At 70.8% G+C, this 20,003-nt stretch carries 17 protein-coding genes and 1 pseudogene; 14 read left to right on the top strand and 4 right to left on the bottom strand.

Features of this window, described 5'->3' with window-relative positions:
- The first annotated feature begins 3 nt into the window (after positions 1-3).
- Genes iolB through mmsA form a run of 3 tightly spaced genes read left to right on the top strand, consistent with a single transcriptional unit; the run spans position 4 to position 4,234 of the window.
- A complete protein-coding gene (gene iolB, locus ACIBBH_RS26200; protein ID WP_399408551.1) occupies positions 4-828 on the top strand; it encodes a 5-deoxy-glucuronate isomerase in 825 nt (274 codons plus the stop codon).
- Positions 825-2,717, top strand: a complete 1,893-nt coding sequence (iolD, locus tag ACIBBH_RS26195) for a 3D-(3,5/4)-trihydroxycyclohexane-1,2-dione acylhydrolase (decyclizing) (RefSeq protein ID WP_399408549.1) — start codon at positions 825-827, stop codon at positions 2,715-2,717. The genes iolB and iolD overlap by 4 nt, the downstream gene beginning before the upstream one ends.
- Before the next feature lie 14 nt (positions 2,718-2,731).
- Positions 2,732-4,234: a CoA-acylating methylmalonate-semialdehyde dehydrogenase gene (gene mmsA, locus ACIBBH_RS26190; protein ID WP_399408547.1), complete on the top strand. Its 1,503-nt coding sequence runs from the start codon at positions 2,732-2,734 to the stop codon at positions 4,232-4,234.
- A 52-nt stretch (positions 4,235-4,286) separates the two neighbouring features.
- On the opposite strand, the gene ACIBBH_RS26185 is transcribed toward mmsA, so the two are convergent.
- Entirely contained in the window at positions 4,287-5,120 is an 834-nt protein-coding gene (locus tag ACIBBH_RS26185; protein ID WP_399408545.1) for a hypothetical protein, read from the bottom strand.
- Between the two features lie 295 nt (positions 5,121-5,415).
- Between ACIBBH_RS26185 and ACIBBH_RS26180 the strand changes: the two genes are divergently transcribed.
- Positions 5,416-6,813, top strand: coding sequence for an APC family permease (locus ACIBBH_RS26180; protein ID WP_399408543.1), 1,398 nt, complete (start codon positions 5,416-5,418; stop codon positions 6,811-6,813).
- 3 nt (positions 6,814-6,816) lie between these two features.
- Here the strand turns inward: ACIBBH_RS26180 and ACIBBH_RS26175 are convergent, their stop codons facing one another.
- Positions 6,817-7,242, bottom strand: coding sequence for a GNAT family N-acetyltransferase (locus ACIBBH_RS26175; RefSeq protein WP_399408540.1), 426 nt, complete (start codon positions 7,240-7,242; stop codon positions 6,817-6,819).
- 115 nt (positions 7,243-7,357) lie between these two features.
- On the opposite strand from ACIBBH_RS26175, the gene ACIBBH_RS26170 reads away from it, so the two are divergent.
- The 9 genes and pseudogenes from ACIBBH_RS26170 (at position 7,358) to ACIBBH_RS26130 (ending at position 15,961) form a co-directional block, all read left to right on the top strand.
- On the top strand, positions 7,358-10,009 hold the full coding sequence (locus ACIBBH_RS26170) for a CocE/NonD family hydrolase (protein ID WP_399408538.1): 2,652 nt from the start codon (positions 7,358-7,360) through the stop codon (positions 10,007-10,009).
- Entirely contained in the window at positions 10,006-10,878 is an 873-nt protein-coding gene (locus tag ACIBBH_RS26165; RefSeq protein WP_399408536.1) for an ABC transporter permease, read from the top strand. The genes ACIBBH_RS26170 and ACIBBH_RS26165 overlap by 4 nt, the downstream gene beginning before the upstream one ends.
- Before the next feature lie 164 nt (positions 10,879-11,042).
- A pseudogene (locus ACIBBH_RS26160) lies at positions 11,043-11,562 on the top strand (von Willebrand factor type A domain-containing protein); the annotation flags it as partial.
- Positions 11,563-12,012: 450 nt separating this feature from the next.
- Complete coding sequence (locus tag ACIBBH_RS26155) at positions 12,013-12,357, top strand: hypothetical protein (RefSeq protein ID WP_399408534.1); 345 nt, start codon at positions 12,013-12,015, stop codon at positions 12,355-12,357.
- A 140-nt stretch (positions 12,358-12,497) separates the two neighbouring features.
- On the top strand, positions 12,498-12,779 hold the full coding sequence (locus tag ACIBBH_RS26150; protein ID WP_399408533.1) for a hypothetical protein: 282 nt from the start codon (positions 12,498-12,500) through the stop codon (positions 12,777-12,779).
- A 555-nt stretch (positions 12,780-13,334) separates the two neighbouring features.
- Positions 13,335-13,616 carry a hypothetical protein gene (locus ACIBBH_RS26145; RefSeq protein WP_399408531.1) on the top strand — a complete coding sequence of 94 codons (282 nt, stop codon included), beginning with the start codon at positions 13,335-13,337 and terminating at the stop codon, positions 13,614-13,616.
- Positions 13,617-13,891: 275 nt separating this feature from the next.
- Positions 13,892-14,173 carry a hypothetical protein gene (locus ACIBBH_RS26140; RefSeq protein WP_399408529.1) on the top strand — a complete coding sequence of 94 codons (282 nt, stop codon included), beginning with the start codon at positions 13,892-13,894 and terminating at the stop codon, positions 14,171-14,173.
- Between the two features lie 179 nt (positions 14,174-14,352).
- Positions 14,353-14,607, top strand: coding sequence for a hypothetical protein (locus tag ACIBBH_RS26135; RefSeq protein WP_399408527.1), 255 nt, complete (start codon positions 14,353-14,355; stop codon positions 14,605-14,607).
- A gap of 655 nt (positions 14,608-15,262) precedes the next feature.
- On the top strand, positions 15,263-15,961 hold the full coding sequence (locus tag ACIBBH_RS26130) for an LPXTG cell wall anchor domain-containing protein (RefSeq protein WP_399408525.1): 699 nt from the start codon (positions 15,263-15,265) through the stop codon (positions 15,959-15,961).
- A gap of 56 nt (positions 15,962-16,017) precedes the next feature.
- Here the strand turns inward: ACIBBH_RS26130 and ACIBBH_RS26125 are convergent, their stop codons facing one another.
- On the bottom strand, positions 16,018-17,280 hold the full coding sequence (locus ACIBBH_RS26125; protein WP_399408523.1) for an NAD(P)-binding domain-containing protein: 1,263 nt from the start codon (positions 17,278-17,280) through the stop codon (positions 16,018-16,020).
- Entirely contained in the window at positions 17,280-18,539 is a 1,260-nt protein-coding gene (locus ACIBBH_RS26120) for an ATP-grasp domain-containing protein (RefSeq protein WP_399408521.1), read from the bottom strand. The genes ACIBBH_RS26125 and ACIBBH_RS26120 overlap by 1 nt, the downstream gene beginning before the upstream one ends.
- A gap of 164 nt (positions 18,540-18,703) precedes the next feature.
- On the opposite strand from ACIBBH_RS26120, the gene ACIBBH_RS26115 reads away from it, so the two are divergent.
- Entirely contained in the window at positions 18,704-19,987 is a 1,284-nt protein-coding gene (locus ACIBBH_RS26115; RefSeq protein WP_399408519.1) for a glycoside hydrolase family 26 protein, read from the top strand.
- The last annotated feature ends 16 nt before the right edge of the window (positions 19,988-20,003 follow it).

Raw genomic sequence — 20,003 nt, 5'->3', positions numbered from 1 at the left:
CGCATGACCAGCAACGACCTGCACCTTCCCCAGGGCGCGACCGCGGGAGCCCAGTACGCGCTCGACATCGACCCCAAGCGGGCCGGCTGGACGTACAGCAGCCTGCGCGTGGTCGTGCTGGAGCCGGGCGGGACGCACACGTTCGGCACCGGCGACAGCGAATGGGTCGTGCTTCCGCTCAGCGGCGGTTGTACGGTGCACATAGAGGACGAAGAGTTCCAAATCCTGGGCCGGGACAGCGTGTTCAGCGGGGTCTCCGACTTCGTGTACGCGCCCCGCGACGCCCGGGTCCAGATCGCCTCCGGCGCGGGAGGCCGCTTCGCCCTGGCAGGAGCGAAGTGCGAGCGACGACTCCCCGCCCGCTACGGCCCCGCGCCGGAGGTCCCCGTCGAAGACCGCGGCAGCGGCACCTGCGCCCGCCAGGTGCGCAACTTCGCCTCCGCGGACTCCTTCGACTGCGACAAGCTCATCGCCGTCGAGGTGATCACCCCGGGCGGCCACTGGTCCTCGTACCCGGCGCACAAGCACGACGAGCACCGGCCGGGTGAGGAAGCGGAGCTGGAGGAGATCTACTACTTCGAGATCGAGGGTCCGAACGGTTTCGGCTATCAGCGCGTATTCCCCTCCCGTGAGGGCGGATCGGACGTCCTCGCGGAGGTCCGCACCGGCGACGCCGTCCTCGTCCCCGACGGATGGCACGGCCCGTCCATCGCCCAGCCCGGCCACGCCATGTACTACCTGAACGTCATGGCCGGTCCGGGGGAGACGCGGGAGTGGCGGATCTGCTTCCACCCGGCCCACGTCGAAAGCACAGGGGGGTACCGATGACCTCGACGACAGCTACCACGAGGCTCACGGTCGCGCAGGCGCTCGTACGTTTCCTGTCCGCCCAGTACACGGAGCGGGACGGCGTACGCCGGCGGCTGATCGGCGCCACCTGGGGCATCTTCGGCCACGGCAACGTCGCCGGGATCGGGCAGGCGCTCGTCGAGTACGCCGACGACATGCCGTACCACCAGGGCCGCAACGAACAGGCCATGGTGCACGCGGCGGTGGGCTACGCGCGTCAGTCGAACCGGCTGTCCACGCACGCGGTGACGACCTCCATCGGCCCCGGCGCCACCAACCTGGTCACCGGCGCCGCCCTCGCCACCATCAACCACCTCCCGGTCCTGCTCCTGCCCGGTGACGTCTTCGCGACCCGCCCGGCGGACCCGGTGCTCCAGCAGCTGGAGGTGCCGTACGCGGGGGACGTGTCGGTCAACGACTGCCTGCGCCCGGTGTCGCGCTACTTCGACCGGATCACCCGGCCGGAGGCCCTGATCCCGGCCGCGCTTCAGGCGATGCGCGTGCTCACCGACCCCGTGGACACGGGCGCGGTCACGCTCGCGCTGCCGCAGGACGTGCAGGCCGAGGCGTACGACTGGCCGGAGGAGTTCTTCGCCGAGCGGGTCTGGGTGGTGCGCCGGCTGGGTGCCGACCCGACCGAACACGCCGAGGCCGTGCAGGCGATCCTCGGCGCCCGCCGCCCCCTGGTGATCGCGGGCGGCGGAGTCCACCACAGCCGCGCCGAGGAGGCTCTCGCCGAGTTCGCGGAGACGACGCGGATACCGGTCGCCTCCACCCAGGCCGGCAAGGGCTCGCTGCGGTACGACCACCCGCAGGACGTCGGAGGCATCGGCCACACCGGCACCGCGACTGCCGACGAACTCGCCCGCACCGCCGACCTGGTGATCGGCGTGGGCACGCGGTACACCGACTTCACCACCGCGTCCGGCACCCTCTTCGAGAACCCCGACGTCCGTTTCCTCAACCTCAACATCGCGTCCTTCGACGGCCACAAGCTCGCCGGCATGCCCCTGGTCGCGGACGCCCGCAGCGGTCTGCAGGAGCTGACCCAGGCACTCCAGATGCACGGCCACCGGGTTGCCGACTCGTACGCGGCCGAGTACACCGAGGACAAGGAGCGCTGGGAGCAGCGCGTCGACGCCTGTTACGAGGCCGACGAGCCGGACGTACGGCCGACGCAGCCGCAGGTGCTCGGGGCCCTGGACGCGCTCGTCGACGAGACGGACGTGATCATCAACGCGGCCGGCTCCCTCCCCGGCGACCTGCACAAGCTGTGGCGGACCCGGTCGCGCGACCAGTACCACCTGGAGTACGGCTACTCCTGCATGGGCTACGAGATCCCGGCCGCGATCGGTGTGAAGATGGCGGCCCCGGACCGGCCGGTCTGGGCGCTGGTCGGTGACGGGACGTACCTGATGATGCCGACGGAGATCGTCACGGCGGTGCAGGAGGGGATCGCGATCAAGATCCTGCTCGTGCAGAACCACGGGTACGCCTCGATCGGCGGCCTGTCGGAGTCGGTCGGCGGCGAGCGGTTCGGCACCGCCTACCGCTTCACCTCGGGCGACGGCACGTTCACCGGGCCCCCGCTGCCCGTCGACCTCGCCGCCAACGCGGCCAGCCTCGGCATGCGCGTGCTGCGCGCGAAGACCGTACGGGACCTGCGCGCGGCGCTCGCCGAGGCGCGGGCCGCCGACACTCCCACATGTGTCTACGTGGAGACGCAAACCGCAGACACAGTGTCGGGCGCGCCTCCGGCGCAGGCCTGGTGGGATGTTCCTGTGGCCGAGACCGCGACCCGACCATCCGCGGTCAAGGCACGTGAGCTGTACGAACGGCAGGTCTCGACCCGACGCCGCCATCTGTGAAGGAGTACTCGGTCATGACGAAGATCGTCAACCACTGGATCGGCGGCAAGACCGTCGAAGGCGCCTCGGGTACGTACGGGCCGGTCACGGACCCGGCGACCGGTGCGGTCACCACGAAGGTCGCGTTCGCGACGGTCGACGAGGTGGACGCGGCCGTCGCCGCCGCCAAGGACGCCTACGCCACCTGGGGCCAGTCCTCGCTGGCCCAGCGCACGTCCGTCCTCTTCACGTTCCGGGCGCTGCTGGACGCCAACCGGGACGCCATCGCCGAGCTCATCACCGCCGAGCACGGCAAAGTGCACTCGGACGCCCTCGGCGAGGTCGCGCGCGGTCTGGAGATCGTCGACCTGGCGTGCGGTATCAGCGTGCAGCTCAAGGGCGAGCTGTCCACGCAGGTCGCCAGCCGCGTGGACGTCTCCTCCATCCGGCAGCCGCTGGGTGTCGTCGCGGGCATCACGCCGTTCAACTTCCCGGCGATGGTCCCGATGTGGATGTTCCCGATCGCCATCGCGTGCGGCAACACCTTCGTGCTGAAGCCGAGCGAGAAGGACCCCTCGGCGTCCGTCAAGATCGCCGAGCTGCTTGCCGAGGCCGGCCTGCCCGACGGCGTCTTCAACGTCGTCCACGGCGACAAGGTGGCCGTGGACCGGCTGCTGGAGCACCCGGACGTCAAGGCCGTCTCCTTCGTCGGCTCCACCCCGATCGCCCGCTACATCCACACCACCGCCTCCGCCAACGGCAAGCGCGTACAAGCCCTGGGCGGCGCCAAGAACCACATGCTGGTCCTGCCGGACGCCGACCTGGACGCGGCGGCCGACGCGGCGGTCTCGGCGGCCTACGGCTCCGCAGGCGAGCGCTGCATGGCCATCTCGGCGGTCGTGGCCGTCGGCGCGATCGGTGACACGCTGGTGGAGAAGATCCGCGAGCGCGCCGAGAAGATCAAGATCGGCCCGGGCAACGACCCGGCCTCCGAGATGGGCCCGCTGATCACCAGGGCCCACCGCGACAAGGTGGCGTCCTACGTCGAGGGCGCCGCCGACGAGGGCGCCGAGGTGGTGCTCGACGGCACCGGCTTCACCGTCGACGGGTTCGAGGACGGCCACTGGATCGGCATCTCGCTGCTCGACAAGGTGCCGACCGGCGCCAAGGCCTACCAGGACGAGATCTTCGGCCCGGTGCTGTGCGTGCTGCGCGTCGACACCTACGAGGACGGCGTGGCCCTCATCAACAACTCGCCGTTCGGCAACGGCACCGCGATCTTCACCCGGGACGGCGGCGCCGCCCGCCGCTTCCAGCTGGAGATCGAGGCGGGCATGGTCGGTGTGAACGTGCCGATCCCGGTCCCCGTGGGTTACCACTCCTTCGGCGGCTGGAAGGACTCCCTCTTCGGCGACCACCACATCTACGGCAACGACGGCACGCACTTCTACACCCGCGGCAAGGTCGTCACCACGCGCTGGCCCGACCCGGCCGACGCCCCGGCGGGCGTCGACCTGGGCTTCCCGCGCAACCACTGACGCCGTACGGTGCCCCGTCCGTCCCGTGGGAGAGGCCGGGGCACCGGTGTGTTCAGCTCGTCTTCGAGGCGTTCTTCACCTGCTCGGTGAGGTCGGCGGTCTGCGCGGCGGGCGGCGCCTTCACCGCGGCGGTCTCACCGAACTTCTCGAAGTCCATGGTGATCTTCACGGCGCCCACCTCCTGGCGCATCCGGACCGGGAGGTCCTTGGCGCCGACCCAGATGTCCATGGTGATGGAGCTCGCGCCACCGGTCATCGAGCCGAGGACACTGTCCTTGTCGCCGTAGGCGTGCTTGAACTTGCCCATGTGCGCCTCGTCGATCACGGCCCGGTAGTGGGTCGTGCGCTGCCCGTTCACCGTCTGGGTGCCGAGGTCGTCGACGTCGTTGGCGTACTTCAGGCCCTTCATGGAAGCCGTCGGGCTGCCGCTGCTGCCACTGAGGCTCTGCGCGCCCTGCTCACCGAGCACGGCGGACGCGTCGATCCTCATCCACTCCTTGCCCTTGAGCGGCCCGGAGGGCTGCGGGTCGACGTTGTAGTAGTAGGAGCCGTCGACCAGCAGGCAGTGAATCTTCGGGGAGTCCTGCACGGCCTGCATGTTCGCGGCCTTGGTGTCCATCTCGACGTCGTACGCGTACCCGTGGCCCCAGGAGAACGTGCCCTCCATGGCGATCGGGGTGCCGTTGCCCAGGTCGGTCGTCGTCCTGACCTCGGCGGACCCCAGGTCCTCCGTACGGTCCGTCGCCCGGGCCAGCGCCGCCATCGCCTTGCCGGCGCTGTCGACCGTCTTGGCGGCCGTCTTCGCCCCCTCGGCGCCGCACGCGGAGGTCGCCAGCAGCGCCGCCGCCGTGCACCCCACCCAGGCCGCGGTGTGCCGCAGTTTCATGTGTCCCCACCCCTGTATGACTGTGTGTCTGTTGTGAACGGTGAGGACTCTAGCGGCATCCACTGACAGCGGCGCGACCGGATTACCGCAACGTTTTCGCCACGGGCCCTGCGGTTCCCGCACGGACCAAAGGCAGGGAAACAGCTACGGAAACTGCTGTATACGCGATCACGAGCCGTCCGGATCTACGAATTCCGTAGGTAAACGGCTATTGACGTGGCGGTTTTCGTCGGGGTTCGATGCAGCGCACCTCAGCCGCCGGAGGCATCCGCACGAGTCGATCGGAAACCGCCGCATGACCGACACGCTCCGCCCTGTCGAGAACGCCGCCCCACAGGCGCCCGACAGCCCCCAGAAGCTCAAGCGCTCCATCGGGGTGGTCGGCGGCACCCTCCTCACGCTGTCGTGCGTGACCCCCGCCTCCACCCTCTTCGTGGTGGTGCCCGACCTGTTCGGCTCGCTCGGCACCGCCACCGCCCTGACCATCGCCATCGGCTCGCTGCTCTGCATCGCCGTGGCGTTCTGCTACTCGGAGCTGGGCACCCTCATCCCCAGCGCGGGCGGCGAGTACGCCATGGTGTCGACGATGGCCGGGCGCCTTGCGGGCTGGCTGGTCTTCGTGCTGTCCCTGCTGGTCGTCATGATCGTGCCGCCGGTGATCGCGATGGGCACCGCCGACTACCTCTTGCCGATCGTCCACCTCGACCCGGCCATGACCGGCGCCGGCGTGATGCTCCTTGCCACCCTCGCCGGCCTGCTGGACCTGCGCGCCAACGCCTGGATCACCGGCATCTTCCTGGTCCTGGAGGTCGTCGCCGCCGGGGTCGTCGCCCTGCTGGGCTTCACACACGGCCACCGCGGTTTCGGCAGCCTCACCTCCATGCGGGTCGCGGGCGCCGACGGGCACACGGACAGCGTGACGGCCATGCTGGTCGTCTCCGGACTCGCGATCGCCCTCTTCGTCACCCAGGGCTTCTCCACCGCCGTCTACCTCTCCGAGGAGCTGGAGCACCCGCGCCGCAACGTCGCCCGCACGGTGCTGGCCACCCTCGCCATCTCCACCGTGGTCATCCTGGTCCCGGTCGCCGCCATCACCCTGGGCGCCTCCGACCTCGAGGAGCTGACCGGCGGTGACATCAGCTCCATGGTCACCGCCTGGTCCGACTCCGCCGTCGGCACCTTCGTCAGCCTCTGCGTGGCCCTCGCGATCATCAACGCGGGCATCGTCATGGTCATCCAGAACTCCCGCGTCCTGTTCGCCTCCGCCCGCGACAAGGCCTGGCCCGAGCCGGTCAACAACGTCTTCGCCGAGCTCGGCCGCTTCGGCTCCCCCTGGGTCGCCACGCTCGCGGTCGGCGTCCCCGGCGCACTGCTCTGCTTCGTCAACCTGGACACGCTGTACGGCGTCACGGGCGTCTCCGTGACCGGCATGTACCTGCTCGTCGCGGTCGCCGCCCTGCTGGCCCGCCGCGGTCACCACAAGCACACGCCCGCCTGGCGCATGCCGCTGTGGCCCGCGATGCCGGTGCTCCTGATCGCGGTCCTGGGCTACATCCTCAGCCGGCAGGAGACGAGCTACCTGCTGTGGACCGGCGGCATCACCGCGGTCGCCACCCTCTACTGGGCCTGCTACCTCCGCCCGCGCCGCGACACCCGCTGGCTGGTGTCGATCCCCGAGGACGCGCAGGCGTAGCCGTTACGGGAACTCCCACGTCACCACCGCGCACGTCCCGTCGTCCCTGCCGCCCGCACTGCGACAGGCGGCGAGGGCGACGTCGTTGCCGGTGTCGACCAGCACCCACATCCCGTAGCAGCCCAGCTCCCGGCCCAGCGCCGCCGGCCGCCGGACCAGCGCCCGCCCGATGTCCCGGCGCCGGTAGGGCTCCGCGACCCCGAGCTCGTACAGGAACATCTCGGTGCCCTTGTCCGGGTGGATCGTCTCGACCCCGCTGACGAAGCCGACGGGCGCCGGCTCCTCGTCCGCGTACGCCAGGAGGAGATGGTGCCCGGCGGCGGTCAGAAAACGCCCGGCCCACTCGGCGCGGACGGGGATATCGAACAGGCACTCGGCGGCGGCGACTTCTGCCACGGTGCCGGCGCGGCGGATGGCGAAGCTGCTCATGGCACTTCGTACCACGGTCGGCGTACGCGGGAGCCGAGCCGTACTCCCGCAGGAGGGCGAGAGGTTCGGTCCGCGGATTGCATCGGTTGTCCGTGGTGGCCCGTACCGTGGACGCATGGATCTTCGAGTGCCCGGATGGCGCAGGCCGCTTCGGGGGCCGCGGCGGCTGCTGGCCGCCGTGTCCGCCGTCGTCGTGCTCGCCGGTGCCGGTACGTGGACGGCGGTCGCCTCCGACGACACGCCCTCGGTGCGCCGGACCGACCGGGTCATGAGCATGGGGGGCGGGGTGCGCATCGACACCTCGTACTTCACCGCCGGCTCCACCGGCCGCCGCCCGGCAGTGCTGCTGGGGCACGGCTTCGGCGGTAGCAAGGACGACATGCGGCAGCAGGCCGAGGACCTCGCCGGAGACGGGTACGCGGTGCTGACCTGGTCGGCGCGCGGCTTCGGGAAATCGACGGGGAAGATCGGCATCAATGACCCGAAGGGCGAGGTCGCCGACGTCTCCCGGCTCATCGACTGGCTGGCCGAGCAGCCCCAGGTCCGGCTCGACAAGGCGGGCGACCCGCGCGTGGGCATGGCCGGTGGCTCCTACGGCGGCGCGGTCTCCCTGCTCGCCGCCGGGTACGACCACCGGGTGGACGCCATCGCCCCGTCGATCACCTACTGGAACCTCGCCGACGCCCTGTTCCCCAACGGGGTGTTCAAGAAGCTCTGGGCCGGCATCTTCTTCAGCAACGGCGGCGGCTGCGCGAGGTTCGAGCCCGCGCTGTGCCGGATGTACGACCGGGTCGCCGAGTCGGGCACGCCGGACGCGGCGGCGCGGAAACTCCTCGAGGAGCGCTCGCCGTCCGCCGTGGCCGACCGCATCGAGGTGCCCGCGCTCCTGACGCAGGGCCAGACCGACTCCCTGTTCACGCTCGCCCAGTCCGACGCGGCAGCGAAGGCGATCCACGCCAACGGCGCCCCGGTCGACGTCGACTGGATCGCGGGCGGGCACGACGGCGGCGACATGGAGACCGGCCGCGTCCAGGCCCGGGTGACGGCCTGGTTCGACCGCTACCTCAAGGACGACAGAAGCGCCGACACCGGCCCGGCCTTCCGGATCACCCGAACCGGAGGCGTCGACTCCACCGACGGCGCCGCCCAGCTGCGGGGCGCGAGCGCGGACGCCTACCCCGGCCTGGAGAGCGGCCGGCGGACGATCGCGCTGCGCGGCGGCGAGCAGCCCGTCGCCAACCCGGCGGGAGCCAGCCCGCCCGGTGTCTCCGCCCTGCCCGGCCTCGGCGGCTCCGGCGGCCTCGCCCAGCTGTCCGCCCTCGGCGTCGGGGTGTCCCTCGACTTCCCCGGCCAGTACGCCGCGTTCGACTCGGCGCGGATGGGCGACGACCTGCAGATCACCGGGTCGCCGACGGTCACCGTCCACGTCACCTCGACGAGCGACGACGCCGTGCTGTTCGGGAAGGTGTACGACGTCTCGCCCGGCGGCACCCAGCAGGTGCTGCCCTCCCAGCTGGTCGCACCGATCCGCGTCGAGGGTGCCAGGTCCGGCAAGGACGTCACGTTCACGCTCCCGGCGGTCGACCACGAGGTGCGGAAGGGCCACCGGCTCCGCCTGGTCCTCGCCTCCACCGACCTCGGCTACGCCTCCCCGGCGGCCCCGGCCACGTACACCGTCTCCCTCAAGAGCGACCTGAGCGTGCCGACGGCCCCCGGCGTGAGCACCGCGGCGGCCCCGCTGCCGTCGTGGGTGTGGTGGCTGCCCGCGGCGGGCGCGGCGCTCGCGCTGGTCCTGCTGGTGACCGGCCGCCGCCGCACGGCCGGTCCCGCCCCCGACCCCGGGCTGGCCGAAGTCCCGCTCGCGATAACGGACCTGAGCAAGCGGTACGCGAAGTCGGCGGACCGGTACGCGGTCCGGGAACTGTCCTTCCGCGTGGAGAAGGGCCAGGTCCTCGGCCTGCTCGGGCCGAACGGCGCGGGAAAGACAACGACCCTGCGCATGCTGATGGGCCTGATCCGGCCGGACGACGGCGAGATCCGCGTCTTCGGGCACGCCATCCGGCCGGGCGCGCCGGTGCTGTCCCGGGTCGGCGCGTTCGTGGAGGGCGCGGGCTTCCTGCCGCACCTGTCCGGGCGGGAGAACCTGGAGCTGTACTGGCGGGCCACCGGCCGCCCGGCCGAGGACGCACACCTGGACGAGGCCCTGGAGATCGCGGACCTGGGCGAGGCGCTCGGCCGCGCGGTGCGCACCTACTCCCAGGGCATGCGCCAGCGCCTCGCCATCGCCCAGGCCATGCTCGGCCTGCCCGACCTGCTGATCCTCGACGAGCCCACCAACGGCCTCGACCCGCCCCAGATCCGCGAGATGCGCGAGGTGATGATCCGGTATGCCGCCGCCGGGCGCACGGTGATCGTCTCCAGCCACCTCCTGGCGGAGGTCGAGCAGTCCTGCACCCACCTCGTGGTGATGGACCGGGGCCGGCTCGTCCGGGCCGGACCCGTGGGGGAGATCGTCGGCTCCGGCGACACCCTTCTGGTCGGCACCACCGCGCCCGTGGAGGAGCCGGTCGTGGAGAAGGTCGCCGCACTGCCGGGCGTCGCCTCGGCCGTCCGCACCGAGGACGGGCTCCTCGTCCGCCTCGACACCGACGGAAGCGCATCCCGCCTGGTCGCCGAACTGGTCCGGCTCGACATCCCCGTCGAGTCCGTCGGCCCCCACCGCCGCCTGGAGGACGCCTTCCTCACCCTGATCGGAGGAACGGCATGAGCCCGCTCGCCGAGAGCACCGAGCCCGTCGAGACCGCCTCCGGCTACCGGGCCGGCCGCACGCTGCCCCTGAGGGTCGAGCTGGTCCGCCAGCTGAAGCGGCGCCGCACGCTGATCATGGGGGGCATCCTCGCCGTTCTGCCGTTCGTCCTGGTCATCGCCTTCGCCATCGGCGGCGACCCTGGGAGCCGCAACAACCAGGTCACCCTGATGGACACGGCCACCGCGTCCGGCGCCAACTTCGCCGCGGTGAACCTGTTCGTGTCGGCGGGCTTCCTGCTGGTCATCCCGGTCGCCCTGTTCTGCGGGGACACGGTGGCCTCGGAGGCGAGCTGGTCCTCCCTGCGCTATCTGCTCGCCGCGCCCGTGCCCCGGGCCCGGCTGCTGTGGTCCAAGCTCGTCGTGGGACTCGGGCTCAGCCTGGCCGCGATGGTGCTGCTGCCGCTCGTGGCGCTCGCCGTCGGCACGGCCGCCTACGGCTGGGGCCCCCTGGAGATCCCCACCGGCGGCCAGCTCGGCTCCGGCACCGCGGCCCAGCGCCTCGTGGTGGTCGTGGCCTACGTCTTCGTGTCCCAACTGGTCACCGCGGGCCTCGCGTTCTGGCTGTCGACGAAGACGGACGCCCCGCTGGGCGCGGTCGGCGGCGCGGTCGGCCTGACCATCGTCGGCAACGTCCTGGACGCCGTCACCGCCCTCGGCCACTGGCGCGACTTCCTGCCCGCGCACTGGCAGTTCGCCTGGGCGGACGCCGTCCAGCCGCGTCCCGAGTGGTCCGGCATGATCCAGGGCACCGCGATCTCCGCAACGTACGCCCTGGTGCTGTTCGCCCTGGCCTTCAGGGGGTTCGCCCGCAAGGACGTGGTCTCCTAGGTCACCGGGAGGATCAGCCACCGGTCTCGGCGGGCCTCTGCCGTGGCCGCTTCGAGAGGCTTCCGCAACGCCCCGGGGCGCACGTTCGGGCGCCGCCCGCGCCGTCACAGTCACAGACGACGGCGTCGACCGGCACAGGGGCGGACGAGAGGGAGCGGTACCGGATCAGGCGGCTGCGCGGTGCGCTGCTCGCGCTCACGGTGACGGGCGGCCTGCTGCTGACGGCCTGCGGCGCGGGCGACAGCGACGTGGGCGTCGACGGCCCGAACCACGGACAGAAGCGGGCCCCGCGCCGGCTCGGACCGTGGCCCCGGGCGGCACGACCGCCGACTCCCCATCACCCTCCGACCACGTGTCCACCTTCCCCCTCGACGTCGACACCGCCTCCTACGACTACGCGCGCCGCCTGCTCGCCGAGGGGCGCCGGCCCGCCGCGTCGACGGTGCGGCCGGAGGAGTTCGTCACAGCTTCAGCCAGGACTACCGCCGCCCCGACGGCAACGGCTCCTCGGTGACCGTCGACGGCGCCCGCACGGACAAGGCGAAGTGGTCCCTGGTCCGCGTCGGCCTCGCCACCCGGGAGGCGGACCCGGAGGGCGAACGCCCGCCCGCCGCCCTGACCTTCGTCGTCGACGTCTCCGGCTCCATGGACGAGCCGGGCCGCCGGGACCTCGCCAAGAAGTCCCCGGAGTGCGCACCCGCCCCGGCCACGACGGCCACCTGGCCACCGCCACCGTCCGCTGGCTCGACCCCGGTACCCGCACTCCCACGAGGCCTCCGGCGACCTGGAGAGCGGCGCGCTGAAGACGTCCGTCTGGACCGCGAGCCCCCGCTCCCAGGTCACCGCGGTCACCGCCTGCTTCGCCGACGCCCTCCGCTCGACGGACCACGACCGCACCCCGCTGCCCGGCGCCCCGAACCTCGACACGCTCCACCGCCACGCCACCGCCCTGGACTGAACCACGGGCCCGCGGCGGGTCCCGACGGATCTTCAGCTGGGCGGCGCACCCGCGTTGCGGGGTTTGTTCGCCAATGATCTTATCTTCCCGAAATGGCACCCAGTGGGTAATTCGGGCGCCACCATCGAGGGCAGACGGCGTGTGGCGGCCTGCCCGAGTGACACCTGGGAGGACCAATGCCTCACCGTATGCTCCGTTCGGCGGCCATCGCGCTGCTGACATCCGCACCGCTCCTCGCCGCCGCGCCCGCGCATGCCGCCCCTCAGCGGGACTTTCCCTGTGCTGTCGGCCTCCAGAAGGTCGACAGCACGCTGACCAGTACGGTCACCCTCAGTGTCCAGTGCGGTGAGACGCGCACCGTCAGCGTGAGAATCACCGCAGGCAGCACCGAGCTCCTGAGCCTGCAGGAGACCGTCCAGGCCAATGTCCGGCAGACGGTCACCGTCACCGTGCCTCGAGTGCCGCAGGTCTGCGCGACGTTGGAGGCCGACGAACAGACCACCATGGTCTGCACCCCCTGACGGCGTGACCGCCGCCGTCCATCTGAATGAGGCGCATAACTCCCTTAGTTGCACTCATCGGGTGTGTCCGGAATGAGGCACTAAGAGGGGTGCGTGTTATTCTCTGTGACCAGTCGGACACGGTCCGTAAGGAGGGTCGTGTGCGTGAAGAAACCGGAGAAACGATGCACAAGCTCAAGAAGGCCGCGGCCGTTGCAGTCATGGTCGGCGGCCTCGGCCTCGTCGGCGGCGGGGTTGCCAGCGCCCACGGTGACCACGACTACGACGACCAGTACCCGTTCGCCGTCAACAACCTGCAGAAGGTGGACTGCGACCAGAGCTTCGACGGTGGCGCCGGCGGTCCCCTCATCGCCGGCGGGCTCGACACCACCACGGCCAACATCGGTAACTTCTGCACGGTGATCGGGTCCATCGGCGACTGACCCCACGGCGCCGAGGAGAGCCGGGTGCCGCGCCCGAGTGTGCGGCCCGCTCCTCGGTCCGGCGGACCGCCACCGTGCCCGGGTCTGCGCCACGCTGCGGGCCGACGGTGAGCGCATCGCGGTCTGCACCCTCTGACGGTAGTCCCTCACCGGCATCCGTCTGATTGACACGGCCGCCGCCGCCCATCCCGCGATCCGTCAGGGTCTTGGTGGACGGCGGCGACCGCGCACGTGTGCCGTCGGCGCCCACGGGAGTTGCCGCCGGCGCCAATCTGGACAGCGGTGCCCTTCGTGCGGGGTCCCGGCCGCACTCCTTCTCCGCGGTCGGGACGGCTTTCAGCCGACCTCTTCCTCCGCTCAGGCCTGCGTACGGCGGGCTCGGGCCCCGAACTGTCCGGCCGCCCCTGCTGTGGCGCGGCGCAGCGGTCTCGAATACCCCAAATAGGTTCGAGCAATGCGCAGATGCACCCAATCGGGCGTGTCGGGAATTCGGGAACGAGAGCGACATATGTTATCGTCTGTGACGAGTCGGGCACGGTCCGTAAGGAGGGTCGTGTGCGTGAAGAAACCGGAGAAACGATGCACAAGTTCAAGAAGGCCGCGGCCGTTGCGGCCATGGTCGGCGGTCTCGGTCTGGTCGGCGGCGGGGTTGCCAGCGCCCACGGTGGTCACGACTACGACGACCAGTACCCGTTCGCCGTCAACAACCTGCAGGTTGTGGACTGCGAGCAGGACTTCGACGGTGGCGCCGGCGGTCCCCTCGTCGCCGGCGGGATCGACGACAGCACGGCCAACATCGGTAACTTCTGCACGGTGATCGGGTCCATCGACGACTGATCCCGGACTCCGGGCACGGCTGGGTCGCGTGTCCTCCGGCGTGCGAACAGAAGAAGCCTCCGACTGGTGCGAATGAGGACATGAGGTCCTTTCTTCAGTGCCTGTCGGAGGCGCTCTGTTTGGACCCTCGGGTGAGCCGGGTGGCAATTCCGGCCAGGATAAAAGGTACATAACTCTATTAGCCTCACTTTAGAGTAGGTGTCGGGAATAGGGCATTAAGGCTGGAGTGTGTTATCGTCTGTGACGAGTCGGACACGGTCCGTAAGGAGGGCCGTGTGCGTGAAGAAACCGGAGAAACGATGCACAAGCTCAAGAAGGCCGCGGCCGTTGCGGCCATGGTCGGCGGTCTCGGTCTGGTCGGCGGCGGGGTTGCCAGCGCCCACGGTGGTCACGACTACGACGACCAGTACCCGTTCGCCGTCAACAACCTGCAGGTCGTGGACTGCGACCAGTCGTTCGACGCCGGCCCCGGCGGTCCCCTCATCGCCGGCGGGCTCGACACCACCACGGCCAACATCGGTAACTTCTGCACGGTGATCGGGTCCATCGACGACTGATCCCGGGCGCCGGGAGCAGTTGGGTCTCGTGCCTTCGGTGCGTGACCTGGTCCTCGGGACGGGGACCGACAAATCGCTGACAGGGGACGTTGAGGCAGTAAGAGCTCGACGTCCCCTTTGCTTCTCTGACGCGGCCACTGAGTTTCGCAGAGGCCGCGAGTCAACACACGGAGACATCTATGCGCAGGTTCAAGAAAGTCATGCTGGTGACCAGCGTTATCAGTGGCATCGGCCTGACGGCCGCAGGGGTCGCCCAGGCCGAGGACTGTGGTGGTGAGCCGCCCCACGCCCCCGTCGCCAACGCGCAGTCCCTCGAATGCGACCAGGAATTCGATTCTTCCTCCCTGGTAACGGTCAACGCGCCGATCACGGTCCTCGGTGACAGCGTTACGAACATCGGCAACTTCTGCACGCTGGTCGGTCCGAACCACTGATCGGATGGCCGTCGCCGGCTGATCCGGAGGGGTGAGCCCCGTGATGCGGAAACGCGCTCGCCCCTCGGACGCCGGCGGCGAACCGCGAGGCTCGGTAGAACTGAACATCAGCGGATCGGCAGCGGCCACCTTCACGGTGGCCGCTGATTCTTTTTAGCTCTACAAATATCGTCCGATCAGTGAAATTCACATCACCCCCATATTGTGGGCTGTGCGAATGAACTTCGCCGGATCTTCATCCGTAAGAGTGCCACCTGCTTGATACCCGTTTTCCTCTTGGTGCAACATCGGTTCCGTCCTTCTGCTGAAGAGGAACGTGAACCGAATCGCGCCTCGGAGGGAAATGTGGGCGATATGATCGTCTTTCCGCGTTGTCCGGAGACAGGGAAAGCGTCTTTCCGGACCGAATCCGAGGCAAGGGCCTGGCTGATCAAGCAGCCACTGTTGGAGAGAATTCCGGATCGCATCTACCGATGCTCGGATTGCCGGTACTGGCACTTCACCGGATCCCATCACTGGCCCAGCCAGAAAATCAGCTGGCAACGAAACTACGGCAGGCGGCAAGCCGTTTCCCGGCGCAACGGCAGAAAGAGGGGGAGGAGTTGACGAACCGGGGCCGGCTTTTCCCACTGCTTCGATCAGGAAGACGACTAGAGTGCGACAGAACCTGAGCAAGGGAATGGTCGTGGCCGCCGCCGCGACCAGCATCCTGTCCCTGTGCGGCATCCCGGCGTTCGCGGACGCACACTCCGAAGGGACCCTGGGGGGATCGCTCGGTGCCCTGTCGGGTGCGCCCGACGCCCAGCCCGATGACAGCGCCCCCCGTGAGCACGCCGATCACAGCTCCGCCAGAGGGCATGCCGACGCCGACGCCTACGGTTACGGCGACGACGGCGATGGTGTCGACGACGGCGGTAACGGCAAGGACGTCGTCGGCAAGGGCGATGACGGCGGCAGCGGTAAGGACGTCGTCGGCAAGGGCGACGACGGCGGCAGCGGTAAGGACGTCGTCGGCAAGGGGGACGACGGCGGTAACGGCAACCACGCCGTTGACGACGAGGTCGGCTACGGCGACGACTCGGACACGCCGCCCACGACTCCCCCCACCACGCCGCCCCCCTCCACGCCGCCCGCCACCACTCCACCGGCGAAGACGCCGCACCCGTCGGTGCCGCCGGCCACCCCGCCGGCCACGCCGCCCGCCAACCCGCCTGCCGCACCTCCGGTGCAGCCGCCCTCCCTTCCCGACACCGGCGCCGGAGAGCAGACGTTCATGGCCGCGGGTGCCGCCGCACTGCTGATGTCCGGTGGCGCCCTCCTGTACCGCCGGGGCCGGGCCGCGTCCCGTCGGTAGCGTCCCGGTCCGGGTGCCGGACGGACCATGTCCGGCACCCGGAGCCACTCCGTCCGTCAACGGAGTGCGTGCACCGCTTCCACCCGGCCCCGGACCACCGCTGCGGGGATCGTTCCGACGGGCGGCGTCGTGCGCAGTCGGTGGCACACCCCTTGTACGAGCGTCGTGGCCGTGAACGTCGCGCCGTGGACGAAGCGCATGGCCGGCCCGAACGCGGAGGCGGTCACCAGGCCCGCCAGGAACAGCCCCGGGTGCGAGGACTCGAAGTCCCGCCCGACCGCGGGGGAGCCGTCGGCCGCCGTCGCCAGGCTCCCGCGCAGTTCGTCGGAGAGCAGGCCGAGCCGGTCCAGGGTCGCCCGGAACCCCGTGGCCGCGATGACGTGTTCGGTCTCCAGGGAGTACCGCTCCCCGGCCCGGCTCACCGTCTCCAGCCGTACGCCGCCCGGCACCGGACGGGCCGCGGCGACCTCGCGGCCGAGCAGCACCTCCACCGCCCGCTCGACCCGGTCCCGTACCCACCAGGCGCCCGCCGGTCCCAGCGCGGTGGCCGCGATGCGGGCCCGGGTCGGCTCGGGGAGGCGGCGGAAGAGCCCTGGGCGCTCGGCGTAGAACCAGTTGCGCCAGCCGCAGCCGAGTCCGCTGTGCGGGGCGCGGGCCGACTGCCACCAGGGGCGCTGCCACGGCGGTGGCACATCGTTCCAGCACAGCCCGTCGGCCCGGGCCAGTACCCGTACCCGCGTGCCCTGTTCGGCGAGAAGCGCAGCGGTCTCCAGGGCCGCCTGGCCGCCGCCGATCACCGTGACGTCCCTGCCGCGGAAGCGTTCGAGGTCACTGTGGTGACTGCTGTGCGAGACGAACGCTGGGTGCAGGCCACGCAGGGGGGACGGTACCTCCACGAAGGGCATGACGCCGACCGCCAGCGCCACCGTCCGGGCGCGCAGTACCTCTCCGTCCTCCGTGACCGCATCGAATCCGGAAGGGCGGGCCGTCACCCGGCTCACCATGCGCTCGTCCACCCGGGGTACGGCGTGGTGCGCGAACCACAGGCCGTACGCGGCGAACGTCGCCACCGGAATCGGTTCGGCGTGACGGGCCGTCAGGCCCTGGGTCGCGCAGTAGGCGTCCAGCCGCCAACGGCCGTCGGGATCATCGAGGTTGGAGGCCCAGGGTTCCGACTTCAGGAACATGCCGCGGGGCATGTGGTCCCGCCAGGACGCCATGGGCCGCCCGAGGACGCGCACGTTCAGCCCGGCGGCCGCGGCATGGGACGCGATGGACAGGCCGTACGGGCCGGCGCCCACCACCAGCAGGTCGTACATCAGCAACTACTCGCTTTCTCGTCGTCGGTCGGGGACGGCGTGGCCGCTTGGCGGACCACGCGCGCGGGTGGAGATGCCGTCGTGGCCGCACTCAGCCGCTCCCGCAGCCGACGGGACACATGGCGGCACCACAGGGCCCACATCGCCCGGCCGGGAGCCGGGTCGTCCGGGGCGTGCCAGGCAAGTTCGCGGCCGCGGGGCGCCGGCCGCAGCGCCGCGAGCGGCGCGTAGTTCTCCACCACGAACGCCCGCCCCGCCTGCGGCGAGCCCTCCGGCATGGGACGGTGTGTCAGGTCGAGGTGCAGGGCGCGTACGACATCCAGCCCGGCGGTGTCGGTGAAGAGCCGGAACTGGGCGCCGGGACGCGGGTTGAAGTCGAGCAGGTGATAGCGGCCCGTCGCGCCGCAGCGGCGGAAGTCGAGGTCGAAGATGCCGCGGTAGCCCAGCTCCCCGGTGAGCCGCTCGGCGAGCGTCCGCACCTGCGGGTTGGGCGTCCAGCAGCCGACCGCGGTCAGGCCCGCCCCGCGCGGCCAGGCCAGCTGCTTGCGGCCCGGCCCGCCCGCGCGCACGGCGCAGGAGCGGTCGGCGTATCCGTGGAAGAACCAGTCGCGGTCCGGGCCCGGGGGCAGATACGCCTGGAGCAGCAGCGGGCTGCCGGCCTCCTCGGTGCGCAGATACAGCTGCCGGGCCTGCTGCGCCGAGCCCACCAGCACCGTGCTGCGCAGCCCACTGCCGGCCGGCACCAGCCAGGGCCGGCTCCACTTCGCCACCACCGGCAGCCCCAGCTGCCAGGCGGCGTCGGCGGCCTGTGCCGGACTGTCCGGGACCACCGTCACCGGGTGCGGGATGCCGGCGGACGCGCAGACGGTGGCCAGTTCGGCCTTGTCGGCGACGCGTTCGGGCAGTGCGCCGGGTCCGTCGGGCAGCAGATAGCAGGGCGCGAGTTCCTCACGCATGCGGCTGACCGCGACCGCGCCGGCGTCGTCCATCGGGACCAGGACGGCGGGACGCGCGATCCGGGTGGCCACCCGGCGCAGCACCGCGGCGATCTCGCGGGGGGATGCCCCGGGTGGCGGCGGGGGATGCATCTGGCGTACGAAGCGGGATCTGGAGACGGGACTTCCCACCGAATCGGCGACCACATGCACCTCCACTCCCGCTCTGCCCAGCGAGCGCACGGCTCCGAGCGTTCCGTGGTGAAAGGGATTCCGGTCGATTCGCAGCAGAACGGCGGGGACGCGGGTGTCGAGCAGTGACACGGATTGTCTTTCCTTGGGGTCGGCTCACCCGTGCGGGCGAGCAAGGCACTCGAAAGCGCTACCGGCAGTGGCGGTATGTCATTTCATGTGACTGACTTCGGGTGACAGAGCGTCAGTAGTGAAGAGCGCACACATGGCGATCGAGAGCGGAGAGAGGAGCAGGCATGGCCCCACAGCAGAGCCGTGCCCGGACCGGACGGCCGGCGGTCATCGCGGTGGCGGTTGCCGTCTCGGTCGCGCTGGCGTCCGGGACCGGGTTCGCGGCGGGGTCCGTGCGCCTGCCCGACCCTCCCGCTCCGGCGCCGGCCGCGGAACCGGCAGAACCGCAGGCAACCACGGTCACTCCCGTCCCCACGGCCCCGTCCGGCTCCGTATCGCCGACGCCGGACCCGCCGAGCCCGTCCGCCCCCGGGCCGACGGCCGCGGAGCCCCGGAAGGAGAGGCCGGCCTTCGGTGCGTTCCTCGGCTCCGGAGCCCGCGGCGTGGCCCGCATGGCGCAGTTCAGCAGCTGGCTGGGTGGCGCCGGCCTGCGCGTCGGCCACACCTACCTGCCCGGCGACAGCTGGAGCAACATCGAGGGTGCCCCCGACGTCCTCGACCCGTGGGCGCGCTGGCGCAGGGAGAAGGACGACCGGATGCTCGTCCTCAACGTGCCCCTGCAGGAGGGCAACGAGGAGGCCGTCTCTGACACCCGGGTCCGGCGGCTGCTGCGGCAGGGCGCGGACGGCCAGTTCGATCACCACTTCCGCGCCCTCGCCGAGCGGCTGGTCGAGCTGAAGGTGCCGGACACGGTCCTGGTGCTCGGCTGGGAGATGAACGGCACGACGTACACCCATCGCTGCGGGCCGGATCCAAAGGCATGGAAGAAGTACTGGAACAGGATCGTCACCACGATGCGTTCGGTGCCGGGCCAGGAATTCCGGTTCGAATTCACGCCGAGCCGCGGCCGGGACGCCGTTGCCTGGACGCAGTGTTATCCGGGAGACGACACGGTCGACATCATCGGCATGGACGCCTACGACCAGCCGGCGGGTCTCCCGTTCGCCGAGCAGGTCACAGAGCCCTACGGGCTTCAGGCACACGTGGACTTCGCGAAATCCCACAACAAGCCCATCTCCTATCCCGAATGGGGGCTCTTCCGTAATGGCGACAACGCCGACTACATGCGGGGGATGCTCGCCTGGATGGACGAGCACAAGCCGCTGTACAACACGCTGACCGACTACTGTCCGCACGGTGTCTGGCAGTGCGCGGCCAACCCCGAGTCGTCCCGGATCTACCGGGCCGCTTTCTTCGGGGGCGCCGACGAACCGGCCACGCCGGAGGCCCCGGTCGCGCTGCCGCGGCTCCCCGAAGACTGCTCGCCGCTGAACCTCGAGGACTGGGCCGAGCACTGGCTCGGCGGGAAGCTGTGCCTGCGCCTCGGATGGTGGTCGCGCACCCGGTGACGGCCGTCGGCGGCGG

The sequence above is a fragment of the Streptomyces sp. NPDC051636 genome, assembly GCF_044453765.1.
In the GTDB taxonomy this organism is placed as follows: Bacteria; Actinomycetota; Actinomycetes; order Streptomycetales; family Streptomycetaceae; genus Streptomyces.
The sequence above is the reverse complement of the archived record's forward strand: the minus strand, read 5'-3'. Positions and strand labels throughout refer to the sequence as shown.

Excerpts from the sequence above, each read along its gene's own strand:
- iolB (WP_399408551.1), top strand. The coding sequence starts at position 4 with ATGACCAGCAACGACCTGCACCTTCCCCAGGGCGCGACCGCGGGAGCC.
- iolD (WP_399408549.1), top strand. The coding sequence starts at position 825 with ATGACCTCGACGACAGCTACCACGAGGCTCACGGTCGCGCAGGCGCTC.
- mmsA (WP_399408547.1), top strand. The coding sequence starts at position 2,732 with ATGACGAAGATCGTCAACCACTGGATCGGCGGCAAGACCGTCGAAGGC.
- ACIBBH_RS26185 (WP_399408545.1), bottom strand. The coding sequence starts at position 5,120 with ATGAAACTGCGGCACACCGCGGCCTGGGTGGGGTGCACGGCGGCGGCG.
- ACIBBH_RS26180 (WP_399408543.1), top strand. The coding sequence starts at position 5,416 with ATGACCGACACGCTCCGCCCTGTCGAGAACGCCGCCCCACAGGCGCCC.
- ACIBBH_RS26175 (WP_399408540.1), bottom strand. The coding sequence starts at position 7,242 with ATGAGCAGCTTCGCCATCCGCCGCGCCGGCACCGTGGCAGAAGTCGCC.
- ACIBBH_RS26170 (WP_399408538.1), top strand. The coding sequence starts at position 7,358 with ATGGATCTTCGAGTGCCCGGATGGCGCAGGCCGCTTCGGGGGCCGCGG.
- ACIBBH_RS26165 (WP_399408536.1), top strand. The coding sequence starts at position 10,006 with ATGAGCCCGCTCGCCGAGAGCACCGAGCCCGTCGAGACCGCCTCCGGC.
- ACIBBH_RS26155 (WP_399408534.1), top strand. The coding sequence starts at position 12,013 with ATGCCTCACCGTATGCTCCGTTCGGCGGCCATCGCGCTGCTGACATCC.
- ACIBBH_RS26135 (WP_399408527.1), top strand. The coding sequence starts at position 14,353 with ATGCGCAGGTTCAAGAAAGTCATGCTGGTGACCAGCGTTATCAGTGGC.
- ACIBBH_RS26125 (WP_399408523.1), bottom strand. The coding sequence starts at position 17,280 with ATGTACGACCTGCTGGTGGTGGGCGCCGGCCCGTACGGCCTGTCCATC.
- ACIBBH_RS26115 (WP_399408519.1), top strand. The coding sequence starts at position 18,704 with ATGGCCCCACAGCAGAGCCGTGCCCGGACCGGACGGCCGGCGGTCATC.